Raw genomic sequence first — 17,706 nt, 5'->3', positions numbered from 1 at the left:
CGCTTGTCCCCTAAGCTCGTCGGTATCGATACCCCAGGAAGACACCTGCATGCCAAGAATTTCCCTGCCCGCGCCGGAGACCATGAGCCCCGAGCAGCGCAAGGTCCACGACAAGATCGTTTCCGGACCGCGCGGGCGGATCCAAGGTCCGCTGCGGGCCGCACTCCACAACCCGGAGCTCGCGGACAAATGGCAAGCGATCGGCGCCCTGCTGCGCTACGGCACGACGCTGCCGCCTCGGCTGTCCGAGATCGCCATCCTGGTCACCGGCCGCGCCTGCAATTCGCCTTTCGAGTGGTACGCGCATCGGGCCGAAGCCGAGAGGGCGGGCATCGAGCAACCGATCATCGAAGCGCTTCTCGCCCAGGCTGAACCGCCCGGCATGTCGGCAGACGACGCTGCCGTCTACCACTACGCCGTTGAACTCAACCGCCACAACTCGGTTTCCGACGCGACCTACGCGGTCGCACTCGCACGCTTCGGCGAACGCACCGTGGTCGAGCTGACCGCACTGGTCGGCTACTACACGATGGTCGCGATGACGCTCAACTGTCACGAGATTCCGCTGCCGGAAGGCGTGGCGCCGGCGTTTCCACTGCCTCAACACGCCGCACTGCAATGATCGACACGGCTGCAACGGCCAGTGCTGCTACAGGTTGGGATTGCCATGCCCACCTGTTCGGACCCTATGAGCAGTTTCCATTGGCCCCCCAGCGCAGCTATACGCCGCCTGAAGCGGTGGAGTCAGCGTACCTGGCGCTGCTTGCACGACTTGGCCTCGACCATGGGGTGCTGGTGCATCCGAGCGCATATGGCAAGGACCATTCGCTGCTGCTGCATGCGCTGGCAGCGCGGCCTGCCCTGCGCGGCGTAGTCGTGGTGCAACCCGGCGACCCGCTGGCACTCGCCAGTTTGCATGAACGCGGCGTGCGTAGCGCGCGATTCAGCCACCGCAGCGGCCCCGGTAGCAACTTCGCGGGCAGCGCGTCGTTCGACGACCTGTGTGCGTTGGCCCCTGCACTGGCCGATGCCGGCCTGCATGCGGAACTCTGGACAGATTGCAAGGCATTGCCGGCCGTCGCGCCGCGGTTGCTGGAATTGCCCGTCCCCGTCGTGATAGACCACATGGGCGGCTTCGACGTCAACGCCGGCATCGACGATGCAGGCTTTCGCACGCTGCTCGACCTGCTGACCAGCGGCAGGATCTGGGTCAAGCTCTGCGCCTACCGCAACCTGCTCGGTTCAACGGAGCAGGAAGCGGGGCGGCCGTTCCAGCAGAAGTTGATGGAAGCCAACCCGGAGCGCCTGCTGTGGGGCAGCGACTGGCCGCACCTGCGCGTGACGCCTGCGCCGGATGCTGCGCAACTGCTCGCCATGTTCAAGGACTGGGCGGGGAGCGAAGCCGTTGCGGACAGGGTGCTGCGCATCAATCCGGAGGGGCTCTACCGATGAACGCGCATCGTGATTGATCAGCCATCGACAGGCTCCGTGGATCGGAAGGAAGGACGCGCCTGCAGGCCTGCAAACCAGTCGGCAAGCCGCGGTGCCAGCGTGCGCCAGCCCAGCGATTGGAACCGGTAGTCGGCATACCCGAGCGCGCAGCCCAGCGTCACCTGACCGATGGAGAAAGGCGCGCTGCCGATCAGGTCGGCCTCTGCGTCCAGCAACTTCAGCGAGGCGCGTGTCTTGAGCTCGAAGGCGTCCAACAATGCCTGCAATGGATGCTCTCGCTCGCGCTCGTTGCGCCACAGGATCAGCACATCGAGCAGGCCATCCCCCAGCGCATGCCAGCGCAAGGCCTGCCAGCGTGCCTCGCCCTGTGCCGGAAACAGCGAGCCGCCGGCCTGTTCGTTCAGGTACTCGCAGATCACGATCGAATCGAAGAGCGTCGAGCCGTCTTCGCGCACAAGCGTCGGGATCTTCGATAGCGGGTTGTCCGCCATGATGGTTGCGTTGGGCTGGAGCATGGCCGCGACCGAGCGAACGAGTTCGAGCCGGGGCAGCATGCCCAACTCGTGCGCGCAGATCATCACCTTTCGCACATAGGGCGACTTGGGTGACCAATGCAGTTTCATCTGCGCCGTCATCAGATCGCTCCCGCAGAGCGCAGCGATTCGATGCACGAAGCGCTGTAGCCCAGCTCGGCCAGGATGTCATCGCTGTGCTGGCCCAGGAGAGGCGGCGCGCTTTGCGTCTGCAGCGGGGATTCGGAAAACCGCATCGGGCTCGTCACCTGCGGCACGTCCACGCCGCACGGATGCGGCACGTAGCGCAGCATCTCGCGCGCCTTGACCTGCGGCTCCTTGAATACGTCGGCCACGGTGTTGATGGGGCCGCAGGGGACGCCGGCCTTGTCTAGCGCGGCGATGAGCCGTTCTCGTTCCCATTCTGCAAAGACGTCGCGCAGCATGCCCGAGAGTTCGCCGATGTTGCGCACGCGTTGCGCGTTGGTGGCAAAGCGCTCATCGGTGATCCAGTCGGGACGGCCGAAGACTTCACACAGCTTCGCGAACTGCCCGTCGTTTCCCACCACGAGGATCACATCCCCGTCCGCGCAGCCGTACACGTCTTGCGGCTGGATGTTGGGGTGCGCATTGCCATTGCGGCGCGGCACCCTGCCCGAGACCAGGTAATTCATCGCCTGATTGGACAACGTGGCCACCTGCACGTCGAGCATGGCGATGTCGATGTTGTCGCCCACGCCCGTTTCGTTGCGGCGCGCCAGTGCGGCCAGCACGGAAACGGCGGTGTACATCCCGGTCATCAAGTCGACGATGGGGATGCCGACCTTCTGAGGCCCACCGCCCGGGCGGCCATCCTTCTCGCCAGTCACGCTCATCAGGCCGCCCATGGCCTGAATCAGGAAATCGTAAGCCGGCTGGTCGCGGCGGGGGCCGGTCTGGCCGAAGCCGGTGACCGAGCAATAGATGAGCCGCGGGTTGATCTCGCGCAACGAAGCCTGGTCGAGGCCATAGCGCTTCAGCGTGCCGGCCTTGTAGTTTTCCAGCACGATGTCGGCCCTTGCCGCCAACTCCTTGACGATCCTCTGGCCTTCGGGCTTTTCGAGGCTCACGGTGATCGAGCGCTTGCCACGGTTGACGGCAAGGTAGTAGCCGGCTTCCTTCGTGTCCTTGCCTTGCGCATCCTTGAGGAACGGAGGGCCCCAGGTGCGCGTGTCGTCGCCGGCCCCGGGCCGCTCGACCTTGATGACGTCGGCGCCGAGGTCAGCGAGGATCTGGCTGGCCCACGGGGCTGCGAGGATGCGGCTCAGGTCGAGCACCTTGACGTGCGAGAGGGGGCCTTTGGTGGTGGTCATGCGAAGTCTCCTTGGTTGGAGACGATTCTGGAATTGCGACGCGCTCCGGACCACGCGCTGGGCGGCAACGCTGTGATGCGCCGCGGCGCATACCAGCAGATGTGCATGGTGCCAGGCTGCATAGCAGGTATGCGCCGGAGACCGATGCGACGAGACGGCCGTGTTCCTAAAGTTCATTCATTACGAAACCGGAGACATTGACCATGAATCGACTTGTCAGATCCACCGCCGCGCTGGCCCTTGCATCGGCCGCCATCTCAGGATGGGCGCAGGCCTACCCCACCAAGCCGATCCGCGTGGTCGTGCCCTTCCCTGCCGGCGGACCGGTCGACCAAACGGCGCGCTCGCTCGGCGCCAAGCTCAGCACTTCACTGGGCCAATCCATCATCATCGACAACAAGGGCGGCGCGGGCGGGCTGCTGGGCGCCGACGCGGTCGCCAAGTCGCCGGCGGATGGCTACACCCTGCTCTTCTCTTCGGCTGGCGCGCTGGCCATCGTGCCGCACATCGTCCCCTCGATGCCCTACAACCCGCAGAAGGATCTCGTGGCTGTCACCCAGGCGCTCAAGGTGCCCGCAGTCCTGGTGGTGTCCGCCAACTCGAAGTACAAGACCTTTGCCGAACTGAAGACCGCCGCGATCGGTGATGCCAGCAGGATCAACTACGCCTCGGCCGGCAGCGGCACCACGCCGCACCTGCAGGCCGAGCTGCTCAAGCGCGAAGCCAAGCTGACCATCAACCACATCCCTTATCGCGGCGCTGCACCAGCGCTGACTGACCTGATGGGGGGCCAGGTCGACATGATGCTGGTCGACATTCCCGTGGCACTGCCCTTCATCCAGTCGGGCAAGCTGCGCGCACTGGCGGTGACCAACACAAAGCGCATCCCTGTGCTCAAGGACGTGCCCACGGTGACGGAACTGGGATTGCCCAAGGCCGAGGCCTACAACTGGTACGGCATGCTCGCCCCGGCCCGCACTTCGCCCGAGATCATCAACAAGCTGTACACCTCCGTCGGGGCTGCGTTGCGCTCGCCAGAACTGAAGCAGCAGTTCGACCAGCAAGGCGTGGAAGTGGTCGGCAGCAAGCCCGAAGAGTTCGGCGCCTTCATTGCTGCCGAATCGGAACGCTGGGGCACCTTGGCAAAGGGGGTAGGCGCCAAGATGGAGTGAGCGGCGCGGCCTTGCCGGCCGCCGTGATTGACGTACTCGTCGCCGTCGCGCTCGATGGTGCACTGGATGTTGGTGGCGTCCGACGATGCCACCGCGGGCTCTGTGTCCTTCGGAGGCCCCGCGCCAGGGCCCAAGCTCAGCGCCCTGTGAAGACCGGGGCGCGTTTCTCCGCGAACGCCCGTTGCGCTTCCTTGGCGTCGTCGGTCTTGCCGATCAGCGCCGTCATGTCCTGCTCGTAGCGATAGCCGTCGCGCAGGCTCATGTCTTCGATGACGTTGAGTGTGTGCTTGCCCATGCGGGTCGACACCGGGCTCTTGGACGCGATGGTGGCCGCGAGCTCCAGCGCCTTGGGCATCAGGTCCTCGGGCGTAGTGCACTCTTCGATGATGCCAAGCCGATAGAGCTCGGCACCTGGCACGCGCATGCCGGTCAGCATCATTCGACGCAGACGGGAGTGGCTGAACAGGCGCATTGCGTGACGGCAGCCGCCCAGCAGTCCCACGTCAACTTCGGGCAAGCCGAGCGATGCCTTGTCCGATGCGATCAGGATGTCGCTGGAGGCGGCCATCGCTACGCCAGAGCCTAGCGCGGCGCCGTTGATCGCGCAGATCACCGGCTTGGCGCACTCGCGGATCGCATGGAAGCATTCGCGCGTTCTCCGCGAATGTGCGGCCAGGTCGCCCGGCCCCTTGATGACCGAGGCGCGACCCTTGAGGTCGGCGCCGGCACAGAACACCTTGCCTGCGCCGGTCAGCACGACGACGCGCACTTCGTCCATTTCAGAGATTCGGTCCAGGGCCAGCGTGAGTTCGTCGTTGAGCGTGCGCGTGAGCGCATTCACCGGCGGGCTGTTGAGCGTGAGGGTGGCGACGAAGTCGTTCAGCTCGTAGTCGAGTTGGGTCAGGTCGTTCATGGTCTCCGTTTCCGGCGCGAAGGCGCTCGTCATGTTCGGTGTTGCCAGTCTAGTGACGTGCCCGGATTTGACGAAGCCATCGGTTGCGCAGAGCTGCTATGCGGCTTTCCGCAAGTCGCTGCGTGTCTGGTGCGAGCGCCGCCCCCGGGAAATCGGGTCAAGCCGGTTCAAAGCAGCCCATGTGCGACGCAAGCGGCGCTGCGGTCTGGCGCAGATCGACAGCTAGAGAATGGAAAACGAAATCGACTTCGCGACCGCATCGCGAATGTGCCGGATGCGCTCGCGGTTGAGCCGTTCGGCAGCCTCGGCATCGCCACCTGCGATCGCGTCCAGCAGCTTCTGGTGTTCCTCGATGGCCGCTTCCAGGCGCCCCGGCAGCAGCGCGGTGCGGCTGCCCGTCAGGCGCAGGCGGTTCTCGATCGCCATGACATGCTCCGACAGGGTGGCGCTGCGGCAGCATTCCACGAGCGCACGCCGGAACGCCAGTGCGTGATCGAGGTACACGGCGACGTCGCCTTTCCTCGCGCTGGCGGCCAGCTGCTGCATCAGTTTCTTGAGCCGTTGCAGGTGGACGCTGTCCATGTTGCGCGCGGCGAGCCGAGCCACCAATCCTTCGAGGACTTCACGGATGTCCAGCAGCTCGATCACTTCTTCCGGGCGCAGCTGGGTCACGGTGACCCCCACGAACGGTGTCCGGCTGACCAGCCGCTCCACCTCCAGCTGGCGGATGGCCTCGCGGATGGGCGTGCGGCTCACGTCGAGTTCGGCCGCGAGATCCTGTTCGGTGAGCTTCGATCCCGGCTTGAGCTCACCGCTCAGGATCGCGGCGCGGATCCGGTCGCAGACCTGCTCGGCCGACAGCGGCTGGGGACTTCGTTTTCGCAACGCGTTGGACTTCTCTGGCGTCATGCAACCGTTATACAAGAGATGACGGGCGTCACTCCAGCCGAGCTCCGGAGCTCTTGATGATGGCCGCCCAGCGGTCGACCTCGACCCGCACGAAGCTCTTGAACTCCGCAGCCGACTTGATTCGCGGCCGCCCGCCCAGGCCGATGATCCGCTGCGAGAAGTCCGGCGAGCGCACGATGTTTGCGAGTTCTTCGCTGACCTTGTCGACGACGGCCCTGGGCGTGCCGGCAGGCGAGAGCAAGCCCACCCACGGCACGAGATCGAAATCGGGCAGGCCGCTCTCTGCGACCGTCGGAACCAAGGGCAGCACGGAGATGCGCTCGCTCGAACTCACGGCGATCGGGCGCACCCGCGCGCCCGCCAGGAAGGGCTGGGCAGCAGCATAGGCGTCGAAGGAGACCTGCACCTGGCCCGCGGCCAGGTCGGTGAGCGACTTGGCCGCGCCCTGGTAGGGCACGTGCGTCATTTCGATGCCGGTGCGCCGCATGAGCTCCGACATGGCGAGGTGCGACACGGAGCCATTGCCCGGCGACGAGTAGTTCACCTTCCCCCGGTTCGCCTTCGCGTACGCGATCAGCTCCTCGAGCGACTTGATCGGCAGGCTGCCGTTCACCATCAGCACGAGCGGCGCGTCATAGATCAGGCCGACAGGCTCGAAGTCCTTCACGCTGTCGTAGCGCACGTTCTTGTACAGGGCCGGATTGCCGGCGACGGCTGCGGATGCCGACAAGGTCATGATGCTGCCGTCGGGGGGCATTCGCGCGACGGCCTCGAGGGCGACGCTGCCGGACTGGCCAGGCATGTTTTCCACGATCAGGGTGCGGCCGATCGCCGGGCCCAGGCGTTCGGCGAGGAGGCGAGCGACCGCATCGACGGACTGCCCTGCCGGGTAGCCCACGATCAGCTTGCCCGTGTCCTTTTGCGCGAAGGCCGCGCTGCCGGTGCACAGCAGCGCGACGATCGCGCTGTTGAAGGTGCGACGGATCATCTTCATGCTCGTCTCCTTGTCCGCTTCGTTCAGGAACGCGCGGGCTGCGGAGCGCCGAGCATCTGGATGATGGAAGAAAAGTCGAGCCGACCCCGGCCCGCAGCGCAATGCATCGCGTAGACGGACGCAGCGGCCGCGCCGAGCAGCGCAGGCGAGTGGCTCTCGACGGCGGCCTGCTCGGCCAGGCGCAAGTCCTTGAGCATCAGCTCGGACGCGAAGCCGCCCTCGTAGCCGCGATTGGCGGGCGCGGACGGCACCAGGCCGGGCTCGGGTGCGTAGCTCGTGAGGGCCCAGCACTGGCCCGACGATGTCGAGGCGATCTCGAAGAACTTCCGGGCATCGAGGCCCAGGCGCTTTGCCAGGTAGAGGGCTTCGGACACCGCCAGCATGGAAATGCCGGCAAGCATGTTGTTGCAGATCTTTGCGGCCTGCCCGGCGCCGGCCGCGCCTGCGTGGATGATGTTCTTGCCCATGGCGCGCAGCAGTTCGAGCGCACGCGCGAAGGCCGCTTGCGTCCCGCCCGCCATGATGGTGAGCGTCCCCGCGGCGGCGCCGCCGACGCCGCCGGAGACGGGAGCATCGAGCGTGGCGAGCCCCTTGGCCTGCAAGCTCTCGTGGAAAGCGGCGCAGGACGCGACATCGATCGTCGAACAATCGATGACCAATGCGCCCGGGGCGAAAGGCAGCGGCCGCGCCGCGAGCACGTCCAGTACGTGGCGCCCGCTGGGCAGCATCGTGATCACGACCTGCGCGCCGGCCACTGCCTCGTCAACGGACGTTCGTGGGTGCAGCCCCACGTCATGCGCGCGCTCCATGGCGCCCGCGCTCACGTCGAAGCAGCGCACCTCGCGCCCTGCTTCCTTCAGGCGGCATGCCATGGGAAAGCCCATGTTGCCCAGTCCGATGAAACCGATCACAGCCATGGTGTTGTCTCCTTGGTTTGGAAAGCAGTCGACTCAGCTCATGTTGAAGATCACTGTCTTCTTGTGGGTGAAGTGGTCCAGCATCGCCTCCAGCGAGGCCTCGCGCCCCAGCCCGGATTGCTTGACGCCGCCATAGGACAGTCCGGGCTGGACGACGATGTTCTGGTTCACCTGCACGAAGCCGGCCTGCAGTCGCCGGGTGGCGTCCAGCGCCGTCTTCAGGTTCTGCGTCCAGATGGTCGCTGCCAGCCCGAAGTCGCTGTCGTTCGCCATCGCCAAGGCCTCTTCGTAGCTGGAGAAGCGGATCACGCAGGTCACTGGGCCGAAGATCTCCTCCCGCGCGAGGCGGGAGTTGTTGCCGAGCCCGGTGAAGATGACCGGCCTCACGAAGAAGCCTGAGCGAAGCGCTTCGCCTGCGGGCAGCTGCGAGCATTCGTGCGCCTGGGCGCCGGGCTCGGAGCGGCCGCTTTCGATGTAGCCCAGCACCTTGTCGAGCTGGGGCCGCGAGATGATCGTGCCGATGTCCGTCTCCTCATGGAGCGGGTCGCCCATCTTCATCGCATCGACGCGGGCCTTGAGCATGGCGACGAATTCGTCGTGGACCTTCTCGTGCACGAGGATGCGGCTGGCCGCGGTGCAGCTCTGGCCCTGCCGGGTGAAGCGCATGCCGCTGACGGCGCCGGCGACGGCCTTGGGGAGGTCCGCGTCGTCCATCACGATCATCGGGCTCTTGCCGCCGAGTTCCAGCGTGACGGGGATGAGCTTTTCCCCGGCCGTGCGCGCGACGATGCGGCCGGTCTCGACCGAGCCGGTGAAGGTCACCTTCCCGACGCCAGGGTGCGCGACGAGCGGCGCCCCGCAGTCCGCCCCGTAGCCGGAGACGATGTTCAGCACACCCGCAGGCAGCTTCTGGTTGAGGATCTGGCAGACGCGCAGAACCGCGAGCGGCGCTTCTTCTGCCGACTTCACGACGACCGTGTTGCCCGCCACCAGCGCCGGCGCGATCTTCAGCGCCATCAGCATCATGGGTGCGTTCCACGGAATGATCACGCCCACCACACCGATCGGATCGCGCTGGGTGAGGGTCAGCATGTCGGGGCTGAAGGGGACGGTCTCTCCCTTGAGCTCCGAGCCCAGGCCGCCGTAGAACTGCAGCGCGTCGGCGACCACCGAAGCCTCCACGCGGCTCTCGGTGCGCAAGGCCTTGCCGGTCTCGAGTGCGACCAGCCGGCCGAGTTCTTCCACGTGCTCGGCCAGGAGACGCGAGCATTCGGCCACGAGGGTGCCTCGCTTGCGCGCGGCCGTTGCAGCCCACGCAGGTTGGGCACTTGCCGCCGCGGCGACCGCCTGGTCCACGTCGCTCGCATCGCTGTGCGCGGCATGGCCGATTTCGCGTCCGGTGGCGGGATTGACGACCGGGAAGGTGCGCCCCGACCGTGCCTCGACCAATGCGCCGCCGATCAGGTTGTACCCGCTGATGGCGCGGGCGAGACGGTGCGGATCGGTATCCGCAATGAGCTTGGAATGGGTCATGCTGGGCCTCCTTTCATTTGCCTGCGGCGGCCAGTGGCGGCCAGCGCTTCTTGACCTTGATCACGCGGGCACTGCCGCGGCGCACGAAGCGGCGCGTGTCGTCGGTGGTGGCCTGGTAGTCCCAGACCGGCTGCATGGCGTCGGGCAGCGAGTTGATGAACTTGCGCCTGGCCTGGCTGGCCAGCACCTGCTGCGTGATCGCCTCCGGGTCCCAGCGGGAGAGCACGCGCGTCTTGAGTTCGGCCACGACCTGCGGTTGCTGCCGTGCGATGTCGACGAGCTCGTTCGGGTCGGCCTCCATGTCGAACAGGAGGTCGGGATGGCCGTGCGTGTACACGTACTTGTACTTGCCGCGCCGCAGCATGCAGCAGGGGCCGGTCACGCCTTCGGCCGTGTATTCGACGAAGGCTTCCGCCTCGCCGCTGCCATCGCCCGTGGCCACCAGTGGCACGAGGCTGCGGCCGTCGATCGGTTCGACCCAGGCGGGCGTCTTCGCACCGGTGGCGTAGTCCACGAGGGTCGGCAGCAGGTCCACGTGCGAGACCGGGTCTGCGATGCGCCGCGGCTTGGGTGCCCGGGGATCGAAGACCAGCAGGGGCACCTTGGCCGACCAGTCGAAGAACACCCGCTTGAACCACATGCCGCGCTCTCCCAGCATGTCGCCGTGGTCGGAGGTGACCACCACGATCGTGTTGTCGTCGAAGCCGGCACGCTTGAGCGTTTCGAGCAGGCGCCCGACCTTGTCGTCGATGTAGCTGACCATCGCGTAGTAGGCGTGGCGCGCGCGGCGCACCTGCTCGTCGGTCGCGCCCTTCTCGTTGAGCCCGTGGGAGTACTGGACCCACTGGCTGAGCTTGTCGCGCTCCTGCATCGGCATGTCGCCGACGATGGGCAGGTTGATTTCTTCCGGCGAGTACCGCTCGAGGTACTCCGGTGGAATGTGATACGGCGGGTGGGGGTGCGTATAGGACACGCACATGAAGAAGGGCTGCTCGTCCTCACGCGCCAGGTCGTACAGGCGCTGGATTGCCTTGGCCTCCACTTCCTCGTCGAAATCGAGTTGCAGGCTTCTGAAGCAGGAGCCGCTTTCATCCACCGTGCTCAGGTTGTGGCCCGGCGAGTAGAAGCTGAACTCGCCTTCCGTCCAGTCCGCCACCCAGCCGAAGTCCGCGGGGTAGATGTCGGTGGTGAGCCGCTCTTCGAAGCCGTGCTTCTGGTCGGGCCCCACGAAGTGCATCTTGCCGCTGAGGATGGTCTTGTAGCCCTGCTGGGCGAGGTAGTAGGGCAGCGTGGGCGTGGCCGCCTGGAACTCGCAGGCGTTGTCGAACGCGCCGATGCGCGTCGCGAACTGGCCGGCCAGGAGCGAGAAGCGCGCGGGTGCGCACAGTGGGAAGTTGCAGTAGGCGTTCTCGAAAACAGCGGACCGCTCGGCGAGCGCCTGCAGGTGAGGCGCTTTCACGACCGGGTTGCCGTGGAACGGCAGGACGGGGGCCGACAGTTGGTCGGCCATGACGAACAGGATGTTGGGTTTTCGCATTGGGTCTCCTTGATTGCACAATGATTGCATTTCCGTTGTATGCAATATAGACTGGCCTCAGCCATATGACAAGCGGAGAAAACATGAGCGACCCCACATCCCTGCCCCTGTCCGGGGTCCGCGTCCTGGATCTCACCCGCGCGCTGGCCGGTCCTTTCTGCACCATGGTCCTCGGCGACCTCGGCGCCGACGTGGTCAAGGTCGAGCCGACCGGCGGCGACATGATCCGCAACTGGGGGCCCTTCGACCGCGGTACCAGTGCCTACTACCTGAGCGGCAACCGGAACAAGCGCGGCATCGCCGTCAACTTCCGCGACCCTGCGGCGCTGGACCTGTTGCGAGAGCTGGCGGGAAGCTGCGATGTCGTCGTGGAGAACTTCCGCGCCGGCGCAATGGAGGCGATGGGCCTGTCCTACGAAACGCTCGCGGCCGCGAATCCACGCCTGATCTACGCGAGCGTGACCGGCTTCGGCCGCACGGGACCGGCCAGCGGCCGTCCGGGCTTCGACCAGATCGCCCAGGGCTACTCGGGCCTGATGAGCGTCACGGGGACCGCCGAGTCCGGTCCTGTTCGCGTGGGGGTGGCCATCGGAGATCAGACCGCCGGCATGTGGTGCGCGATCGGCGTGCTCGCCGCCATTTCAGAGCGGCACGCGAGCGGCCGCGGCCGGCGGGTGGAAACCTCCTTGCTGGCCGGCCTGGTCGGACTCATGAGCGTGCAGGCGCAGCGCTACCTGAGCCTCGGCGAGGTGCCAGCGCTCGCCGGCAACACCCACCCCGTCATCTCCCCCTACGGCGTGTTCGAGACCGCCGACGGTCCCTTGAACATCGCGCCGGCGACCGCCGAGATGTGGAAGCGGCTTTGCGAGGTGCTCGAGCTGCAGCAACTGGTCGACGATCCGCGCTACGCCACCAACGCCGCGCGGATCGAGCGGCGCCTGGAACTCAAGGAGCTCATCGAGACGAGACTGAAGGAGCGCAGCCGCTCCGAATGGACGCAACGGCTGCTCGCCGCCGACATCCCGGCCGGGCCTATCAACAACCTTGCCGACGTCTTCGCGGATGAACAGGTGCTCCACTCGCGGATCGTGGAGGAGGTGCAGCACGCCGAGCTCGGCGCGATCCGGCAGGTGGGCAGCCCGATCTCGTTCGATGGCCGCCTGGGTGGGTCGATCCGTCGCGCACCGCCGGCCCTGGGAGAACACACCTTCGAAGTGCTTCGGGAGCACGGCTACGCAGAGGCGGACCTCCAGGCGCTGGTTCGCAAGGGGGTGATCGTGCAGCATGCCCAAGAGGTCGGCGCATGAGACGCAGGGCCGTTCCCAAGGCGAACAGCACCGCAGCCGAAGGCGAAGGTACTCCAATGAGCGGCGATTCGGCACCCACGCTGGAGATCGTGGACTCGATGGCGATCATCACCTTGCGTCGTCCGGGGCAACACAACCGCATCGACCCGGACGATCCTGCGGTCCTGCTGCAACACATCGAGCAAGTCCGAGCCACGCCCTCGGTGCGGCTGCTCGTTCTGACCGGCGAAGGTGAAAAGACCTTCTGCTCGGGCTACACGCTGGGCCAGATCGGCGCACGCCTGGACCGCTCGCTCGAACACATGCTCGACGCCCTGGAGGCCATCGAGATACCCACGCTGTGCGCCATGAACGGCAGTGCCTATGGCGGCGGCACCGACCTGGCCCTCGCGTGCGACTTCCGCATAGGTGTGCGTGGATGCCGCCTGTTCATGCCCGCCGCGAGCTTCGGCCTGCACTACTACCCGGGCGGGCTGCGACGCTTCGTCACACGGCTGGGCTGTTCCGCAAGCAAGAAGATCTTCCTGACCGGGATGACGATGGACAGCGAAGAGTTGCTAAGGATCGGCTTTCTCACGGAGCTGGTAGAACGGGATGAGCTTCAGCCGCGGATCAACACCTACCGGGACCACATTGCTCGTTGCGAGGTGGACGCCGTCCGCTCGATGAAACGGCACATAGACGCCATTGCGGCAGGCGAATGGAACGAGGGCTCGGGCAGGGCTGCGTACGAAGCGTCCTTGTCGTCGAAGGAGACCGCAAGAAGGCTGGCGAGCCTGGCGGATCGGCAATGAAGTGATCGTTGAGCTTGCTCGGAAGCGGAAAGCAGTCTTCCGTTGACTTTGTACGGTAAAGTACCGTACATTTGAGCGAAAAGCGAGGTCTACCATGCCCACCGATACCAGCCGAACCGAACGCGTCGAAGCGCGCATTGCGCCTGACGTGCTGGCTGTGGTCCGACGCGCCGCAGAGATCGAGGGACGCAGCATCAGTGATTTTCTCGTCGGGGCTGCGCAAGAAGCCGCGCGCCGCACGATTGAGCAGACGCAGATTATTCGCCTCTCGATGGAAGAACAGCAGCGCTTTGCCGCCCTGCTGCTCGATCCCCCAGCGCTCCCTCCTGCGATGGCACGCGCGGCCAAGGCACACAAGAAACTGATCGCTTCCTCGCGGTGACAGTTCGGTTCCGGATAGAGGCGCTTGCGTCCGAGCATGACCGCGCAGGCTTTGTCTGTGGGAGCGATGCACTCGACAAGTACTTGCGCCAGCAAGCGTCGCAAGACATGCGCCGCCGCACCAGCGCCTGCTATGTCGCCATCGATTCGAAGTCGGATGCGATCGCTGGGTACTACACCCTGGCCGCCGGCAGCGTGCCGCTCATGGACCTTTCCGAGACAATGGCGAAGAAGCTGCCTCGCTATCCCCTTGTTCCCGTCGCACGCATTGGCCGCCTCGCAGTGAGCATCGCGTTCCAAAAGAGGCAGCTTGGAGCGGCACTGCTATGGGATGCAGGGCTGCGCGCAATGCAGTCAGGCATTGGCGTCTTCGCGTTGGTTGTCGATGCAAAGGACGAGGCTGCCGCTGCGTTCTATGAACATCACGGCTTCACTGCATTCAGCAGCAAGCCGCTGACCTTCGTCCTTCCAATTGCGACGCTTGCGAAGAAGAACTGAGCTGGCGGCAATCAAGGCTGTACGCTTCGGCGGGTTTTTTTGTCCCCTTGTCGGGCCTCCGATTGCTTTCTAGAAGCTCTCCCAATCGCCGCCGGCAGGCAACGCCGTGGGCTTGCGCGGCGTGGCGGCGGCGATGCGCTGGACGGGCGGCTTCGCCGGCGAGGCGGCCTGGGGCGACGGCCTGATCTGCACCGGACGCACCGGCGCAGGTACACGCGGCGCTTCGTCGTCGTCGAGCTTGAAGGTGCCGACCACCTGCGACAGCTTCCCGGCCTGGTCCTGCAGCGAGCTCGCCGCGGCGGCGGCTTCTTCCACCAGCGCCGCGTTCTGCTGCGTCACTTGGTCCATCTGGGTGATCGCCTGGTTGATCTGCTCGATGCCCTGGGTCTGCTCGTGGCTCGCCGCGCTGATCTCGCCCACGATGTCGGTCACGCGGCGGATGCTGCCCACGATCTCTTCCATCGTCTTGCCCGCTTCGCCCACCAGCGCCGTGCCGGCGTCGACCTTGCCCACCGAGTCGTCGATCAGGCCCTTGATTTCTTTCGCTGCGGCAGCGGAGCGCTGCGCGAGGTTGCGCACTTCGGAGGCCACCACCGCGAAGCCGCGGCCCTGCTCGCCGGCGCGTGCCGCTTCCACCGCGGCATTCAAGGCCAGGATGTTGGTCTGGAAGGCGATGCCGTCGATGACGCCGATGATGTCGACGATCTTCTTCGACGAGGCGTGGATCGAGGCCATGGTGTCCACCACCTGGCTGACCACGCTGCCGCCCTTGACGGCCACGTCGGAGGCCGAGAGCGCGAGTTGATTGGCCTGCCGCGCGTTGTCGGCGTTCTGCTTGACGGTGGAGGTCAGCTCTTCCATCGAAGCCGCGGTCTGCTCCAGCGAGCTGGCCTGCTCCTCGGTGCGCGACGAGAGATCCTGGTTGCCCACGGCAATCTGCTGCGACGCGGTCACGATCGAATCCGTCGATGCCTTGATGCGCGTCACCACGTCGGTCAGCGTGTCTTCCATCTCGCCCATGCCGCGCAGCAGGCGGCCGAACTCGCCGCCACGCTCGGTTTCGAATTCCTTGCTGAGGTCGCCGGCCGCGACCGTTTCGGCGATGAAGATGGCCTCGTCCAGCGGCCGGACGATGCTGCGCACCAGTCCGATGGTCCAGCCGATGCCTGTCGCCAGCGCGAGCAGGCCCAGGCCCAGCAGGAGCCAGCGTGTCTCGTCGATCGCCTTTTCGAGCTCGGCAGCCGTCGCACCGGCCTTGCGGCCCTGCTGTTCCGCCAAGGCTGCGAGTTGCTTCTGAACGGCTTCCGGCCCCGCGGCGCCCTGCCCCAGCTGCCGGATGGCGCCCTGCAGCATCTCCTGTTGCGCAGCCCCGGCACGCTCGTGGATCTCCGCCATGCCGCGCAAACGCACCATGCCAATTGCAATCGATGCTGTCATCAACAGAAGCACGATCCCGAAACCCCAGCCGAGCCGGGTCGCGATCTTCATATTCCGCATGCTTGTTCCTCGACGGCCGCCGATCGGAGCCTCGTCATGAGGCCTATCGGCAGGCACCCGCAGGAACTTGAGAGCACCGGCCTAGGGGTAAACCCCAGGAAAGCGCCGGAATCGCGATTTCAGGCCGCGGCGGGCTACCCGTCGATCGGCACGCCGCCGCCGAAGCGCACGACCCACTGGTCCCAGAGCTCCTGGTTGACGGCGGCGAAGGGGCGCTGCCAGGCGGTCAGAATTTGCAGCTGGATCTGCTGTGCGCGCATGAGGTTTTCGATCATGGCGGTCTGCCATTCGAGGACCGGCTGGAAGCTGCCGTAAGGCGTGTACGTGTTCGACAGATCGGCGGCGGAGGCGAGGGTCATTGGGGTCTCCAGGTGTTCGGATGGAAAGCGGGTCGCTCGCAAGGCCGCGGCGCGTTGCGCCGGGTCGAAACATGAAGCCTAGTGGATGCCCCCCGCGCCTTCAAGTGGGCGCAACGAGCACGCGCTGCACCTTGCCGCTGACGCCCCGGCATTCGCGTTCGCCGCTGCGGCAGCGGATGTGCACGCCGTTGGCGCCCAACCGCACCAGGAAGGCCGATAGCGCGACACGTGCGCGGCGCAGGCTCGCATCCGCCGCCTCGCCTTGCAGCCCGGTGCGAAGGAGCAGCTCGCACGGGCCCTGCTGGACCAGCTGGAAGTCGAACAGGCCAGCGTCGTCCTCCAGCACGGTGCTCACCGCGAGCGGTGGGACGCAGACGGTGCGGGCGCCCGGGCGGCCGAGCTGCAGCGCATCGTCGTTGCGGCCCTCCACCTCGATCGCCGGCAAGGCGGAGCCGCAGGGGCAGGCCTCGGCGTCCTGGCGCACACGGTCTCCGAGCTCGTAGCGGATCAGCGGCTGCACGTGGTTGGCGAGGTTGGTCAGCAGCGTGCTGGCACCGCGCTCCCCTGGCGGAACCGTGCGACCTTGCGCGTCCACCGACTCGAGGATCGCCCAGTCGCTGTTGAGATGCAGCCGGCCGTGGCGGCATTCGCTGGCCAGGGTGAGAAATTCCGAGGCGCCGTAGTTGTTGACCACCGGGCAGCCCAGCGCCTGCGCCACGAAGCCGCGCCGCGTTGCCGACAGTTCCTCTCCACCCGTCCATATCTCCCGCGGCACCGCGTGCAGCCGGCCTGCCATGCGCTCCTCGGCCAGCAGCAGCGCCACGCTGGGATACGTGGCCACGACGGTGGGCCGCAGGGCATCGAGCTCGGCCGCGAGCGCTTCGGCAGACTGCAGGAAGGAAATGCTGCGCAGGCTCAGCGATAGCGCCGGGTTGAGCCGGCGCAGGCGCTCGATCGAGACCGTGCTCGCGAAATGCCCGCCGGTGGCGCCGACGAAGGCAATGCGCTCGCCGAGCCCGAAGGGGTTCATCAGCCGCTCGAGCGAGCGCGCCGCCGGCCGGCGCAGGAACTCGAGCGCGTCGTAGACCGCCATCGCCCGCGCGTCCTGCACGAAGATGCCCGGCTCGCCGCTGCTGCCCGAACTTTCCCAGACCACATAGCGCTCCGCGAAGGGGTCGGCGATGCGGGAGCGGTCGGCGGTGAAGCGGCGCAGCGCATCGAGGCGCAGCGCCGGGTCGGTGACCCAGTCGTCGAAGGCGCCCATCAGCTCGGCCTTGCGCACCACCGGCAGTTCTTCCAGCTGCACGCTCGAGGGATCGAGTCCCCGGTACCGTCGCCTGTAGAAGGACGATCCGCGCACGGCCGCGTGCAGGAGATCGGCCAGCCGCCGCGCCTGGCGATCGGCCAGCGCCCGGGCGCCGGCATGCGGGACCGCGGCCGCATCGAGCGCAATGCGGCTGGTGAGCCAGGGATCGAAGGGTGGCAGCATCGTGGGCGAGCAGAACCCACCATGGTGGACGCAGCCGCCCGGCTTGCCAAGGACTATCGAAATACCAGTCGAACGCGGCAGGCGATCGGC

Annotated in this window: 18 protein-coding genes; 7 read left to right on the top strand and 11 right to left on the bottom strand. The window is 66.4% G+C overall.

What is annotated here, in order from left to right:
• Nucleotides 1–82 precede the first annotated feature (82 nt).
• Nucleotides 83–622, top strand: coding sequence for a carboxymuconolactone decarboxylase family protein (locus ACMGEZ_RS05170; RefSeq protein WP_436821175.1), 540 nt, complete (start codon nt 83–85; stop codon nt 620–622).
• The gene (locus ACMGEZ_RS05165; protein ID WP_436821174.1) at nt 619–1,452 is read left to right on the top strand and encodes an amidohydrolase family protein; all 834 of its coding nucleotides are present in this window, start codon (nt 619–621) and stop codon (nt 1,450–1,452) included. Before ACMGEZ_RS05170 ends, ACMGEZ_RS05165 begins: the two co-directional genes overlap by 4 nt.
• A 17-nt stretch (nt 1,453–1,469) precedes the next feature.
• Here ACMGEZ_RS05165 and ACMGEZ_RS05160 read toward each other — a convergent pair whose 3' ends face one another.
• Nucleotides 1,470–2,087: a glutathione S-transferase family protein gene (locus ACMGEZ_RS05160; protein WP_436821173.1), complete on the bottom strand. Its 618-nt coding sequence runs from the start codon at nt 2,085–2,087 to the stop codon at nt 1,470–1,472.
• Nucleotides 2,087–3,316 carry a CaiB/BaiF CoA transferase family protein gene (locus ACMGEZ_RS05155; RefSeq protein ID WP_436821172.1) on the bottom strand — a complete coding sequence of 410 codons (1,230 nt, stop codon included), beginning with the start codon at nt 3,314–3,316 and terminating at the stop codon, nt 2,087–2,089. The genes ACMGEZ_RS05160 and ACMGEZ_RS05155 overlap by 1 nt, the downstream gene beginning before the upstream one ends.
• A 203-nt stretch (nt 3,317–3,519) precedes the next feature.
• Between ACMGEZ_RS05155 and ACMGEZ_RS05150 the strand changes: the two genes are divergently transcribed.
• The gene (locus ACMGEZ_RS05150) at nt 3,520–4,488 is read left to right on the top strand and encodes a Bug family tripartite tricarboxylate transporter substrate binding protein (protein ID WP_436821171.1); all 969 of its coding nucleotides are present in this window, start codon (nt 3,520–3,522) and stop codon (nt 4,486–4,488) included.
• Nucleotides 4,489–4,624: 136 nt separating this feature from the next.
• Here the strand turns inward: ACMGEZ_RS05150 and ACMGEZ_RS05145 are convergent, their stop codons facing one another.
• From ACMGEZ_RS05145 to betC, 6 genes are all read right to left on the bottom strand, one after another.
• The gene (locus tag ACMGEZ_RS05145) at nt 4,625–5,401 is read right to left on the bottom strand and encodes an enoyl-CoA hydratase/isomerase family protein (protein ID WP_436821170.1); all 777 of its coding nucleotides are present in this window, start codon (nt 5,399–5,401) and stop codon (nt 4,625–4,627) included.
• A 222-nt stretch (nt 5,402–5,623) separates the two neighbouring features.
• Entirely contained in the window at nt 5,624–6,286 is a 663-nt protein-coding gene (locus ACMGEZ_RS05140; protein WP_436821169.1) for a GntR family transcriptional regulator, read from the bottom strand.
• A 52-nt stretch (nt 6,287–6,338) separates the two neighbouring features.
• Nucleotides 6,339–7,304: a Bug family tripartite tricarboxylate transporter substrate binding protein gene (locus tag ACMGEZ_RS05135; RefSeq protein WP_436821168.1), complete on the bottom strand. Its 966-nt coding sequence runs from the start codon at nt 7,302–7,304 to the stop codon at nt 6,339–6,341.
• Between the two features lie 23 nt (nt 7,305–7,327).
• On the bottom strand, nt 7,328–8,221 hold the full coding sequence (mmsB, locus tag ACMGEZ_RS05130; RefSeq protein WP_436821167.1) for a 3-hydroxyisobutyrate dehydrogenase: 894 nt from the start codon (nt 8,219–8,221) through the stop codon (nt 7,328–7,330).
• A gap of 33 nt (nt 8,222–8,254) precedes the next feature.
• Nucleotides 8,255–9,754: an aldehyde dehydrogenase family protein gene (locus ACMGEZ_RS05125; protein WP_436821166.1), complete on the bottom strand. Its 1,500-nt coding sequence runs from the start codon at nt 9,752–9,754 to the stop codon at nt 8,255–8,257.
• Between the two features lie 13 nt (nt 9,755–9,767).
• Nucleotides 9,768–11,291 carry a choline-sulfatase gene (gene betC / locus ACMGEZ_RS05120; protein ID WP_436821165.1) on the bottom strand — a complete coding sequence of 508 codons (1,524 nt, stop codon included), beginning with the start codon at nt 11,289–11,291 and terminating at the stop codon, nt 9,768–9,770.
• 83 nt (nt 11,292–11,374) lie between these two features.
• Between betC and ACMGEZ_RS05115 the strand changes: the two genes are divergently transcribed.
• The 4 genes from ACMGEZ_RS05115 (at nt 11,375) to ACMGEZ_RS05100 (ending at nt 14,271) form a co-directional block, all read left to right on the top strand.
• Entirely contained in the window at nt 11,375–12,598 is a 1,224-nt protein-coding gene (locus ACMGEZ_RS05115) for a CaiB/BaiF CoA transferase family protein (RefSeq protein WP_436821164.1), read from the top strand.
• 56 nt (nt 12,599–12,654) lie between these two features.
• Nucleotides 12,655–13,392, top strand: coding sequence for an enoyl-CoA hydratase/isomerase family protein (locus tag ACMGEZ_RS05110; RefSeq protein ID WP_436821163.1), 738 nt, complete (start codon nt 12,655–12,657; stop codon nt 13,390–13,392).
• Nucleotides 13,393–13,486: 94 nt separating this feature from the next.
• On the top strand, nt 13,487–13,774 hold the full coding sequence (locus tag ACMGEZ_RS05105; protein WP_436821162.1) for a type II toxin-antitoxin system TacA family antitoxin: 288 nt from the start codon (nt 13,487–13,489) through the stop codon (nt 13,772–13,774).
• Nucleotides 13,771–14,271, top strand: a complete 501-nt coding sequence (locus ACMGEZ_RS05100) for a GNAT family N-acetyltransferase (protein WP_436821161.1) — start codon at nt 13,771–13,773, stop codon at nt 14,269–14,271. The genes ACMGEZ_RS05105 and ACMGEZ_RS05100 overlap by 4 nt, the downstream gene beginning before the upstream one ends.
• Before the next feature lie 69 nt (nt 14,272–14,340).
• Here the strand turns inward: ACMGEZ_RS05100 and ACMGEZ_RS05095 are convergent, their stop codons facing one another.
• The 3 genes from ACMGEZ_RS05095 to ACMGEZ_RS05085 all read right to left on the bottom strand — a co-directional run bounded on the left by ACMGEZ_RS05095 (nt 14,341) and on the right by ACMGEZ_RS05085 (nt 17,616).
• Nucleotides 14,341–15,768: a methyl-accepting chemotaxis protein gene (locus tag ACMGEZ_RS05095; protein ID WP_436821160.1), complete on the bottom strand. Its 1,428-nt coding sequence runs from the start codon at nt 15,766–15,768 to the stop codon at nt 14,341–14,343.
• A 134-nt stretch (nt 15,769–15,902) separates the two neighbouring features.
• Nucleotides 15,903–16,127 (bottom strand): hypothetical protein, encoded by a 225-nt coding sequence (locus tag ACMGEZ_RS05090; RefSeq protein WP_436821159.1) that lies wholly within the window; start codon nt 16,125–16,127, stop codon nt 15,903–15,905.
• Between the two features lie 100 nt (nt 16,128–16,227).
• On the bottom strand, nt 16,228–17,616 hold the full coding sequence (locus tag ACMGEZ_RS05085; protein ID WP_436821158.1) for a phenylacetate--CoA ligase family protein: 1,389 nt from the start codon (nt 17,614–17,616) through the stop codon (nt 16,228–16,230).
• Between the last annotated feature and the right edge of the window lie 90 nt (nt 17,617–17,706).

Origin of the sequence: Variovorax stachyos (assembly GCF_051400855.1) — a bacterium.
Classification (GTDB): domain Bacteria; phylum Pseudomonadota; class Gammaproteobacteria; order Burkholderiales; family Burkholderiaceae_C; genus Variovorax.
This window is presented reverse-complemented; position numbering and strand designations above follow the sequence as displayed.

Excerpts from the sequence above, each read along its gene's own strand:
- ACMGEZ_RS05170 (WP_436821175.1), top strand. The coding sequence starts at position 83 with ATGAGCCCCGAGCAGCGCAAGGTCCACGACAAGATCGTTTCCGGACCG.
- ACMGEZ_RS05165 (WP_436821174.1), top strand. The coding sequence starts at position 619 with ATGATCGACACGGCTGCAACGGCCAGTGCTGCTACAGGTTGGGATTGC.
- ACMGEZ_RS05160 (WP_436821173.1), bottom strand. The coding sequence starts at position 2,087 with ATGACGGCGCAGATGAAACTGCATTGGTCACCCAAGTCGCCCTATGTG.
- ACMGEZ_RS05155 (WP_436821172.1), bottom strand. The coding sequence starts at position 3,316 with ATGACCACCACCAAAGGCCCCCTCTCGCACGTCAAGGTGCTCGACCTG.
- ACMGEZ_RS05150 (WP_436821171.1), top strand. The coding sequence starts at position 3,520 with ATGAATCGACTTGTCAGATCCACCGCCGCGCTGGCCCTTGCATCGGCC.
- ACMGEZ_RS05145 (WP_436821170.1), bottom strand. The coding sequence starts at position 5,401 with ATGAACGACCTGACCCAACTCGACTACGAGCTGAACGACTTCGTCGCC.
- ACMGEZ_RS05135 (WP_436821168.1), bottom strand. The coding sequence starts at position 7,304 with ATGAAGATGATCCGTCGCACCTTCAACAGCGCGATCGTCGCGCTGCTG.
- mmsB (WP_436821167.1), bottom strand. The coding sequence starts at position 8,221 with ATGGCTGTGATCGGTTTCATCGGACTGGGCAACATGGGCTTTCCCATG.
- ACMGEZ_RS05125 (WP_436821166.1), bottom strand. The coding sequence starts at position 9,754 with ATGACCCATTCCAAGCTCATTGCGGATACCGATCCGCACCGTCTCGCC.
- betC (WP_436821165.1), bottom strand. The coding sequence starts at position 11,291 with ATGCGAAAACCCAACATCCTGTTCGTCATGGCCGACCAACTGTCGGCC.
- ACMGEZ_RS05115 (WP_436821164.1), top strand. The coding sequence starts at position 11,375 with ATGAGCGACCCCACATCCCTGCCCCTGTCCGGGGTCCGCGTCCTGGAT.
- ACMGEZ_RS05110 (WP_436821163.1), top strand. The coding sequence starts at position 12,655 with ATGAGCGGCGATTCGGCACCCACGCTGGAGATCGTGGACTCGATGGCG.
- ACMGEZ_RS05105 (WP_436821162.1), top strand. The coding sequence starts at position 13,487 with ATGCCCACCGATACCAGCCGAACCGAACGCGTCGAAGCGCGCATTGCG.
- ACMGEZ_RS05095 (WP_436821160.1), bottom strand. The coding sequence starts at position 15,768 with ATGCGGAATATGAAGATCGCGACCCGGCTCGGCTGGGGTTTCGGGATC.
- ACMGEZ_RS05090 (WP_436821159.1), bottom strand. The coding sequence starts at position 16,127 with ATGACCCTCGCCTCCGCCGCCGATCTGTCGAACACGTACACGCCTTAC.
- ACMGEZ_RS05085 (WP_436821158.1), bottom strand. The coding sequence starts at position 17,616 with ATGCTGCCACCCTTCGATCCCTGGCTCACCAGCCGCATTGCGCTCGAT.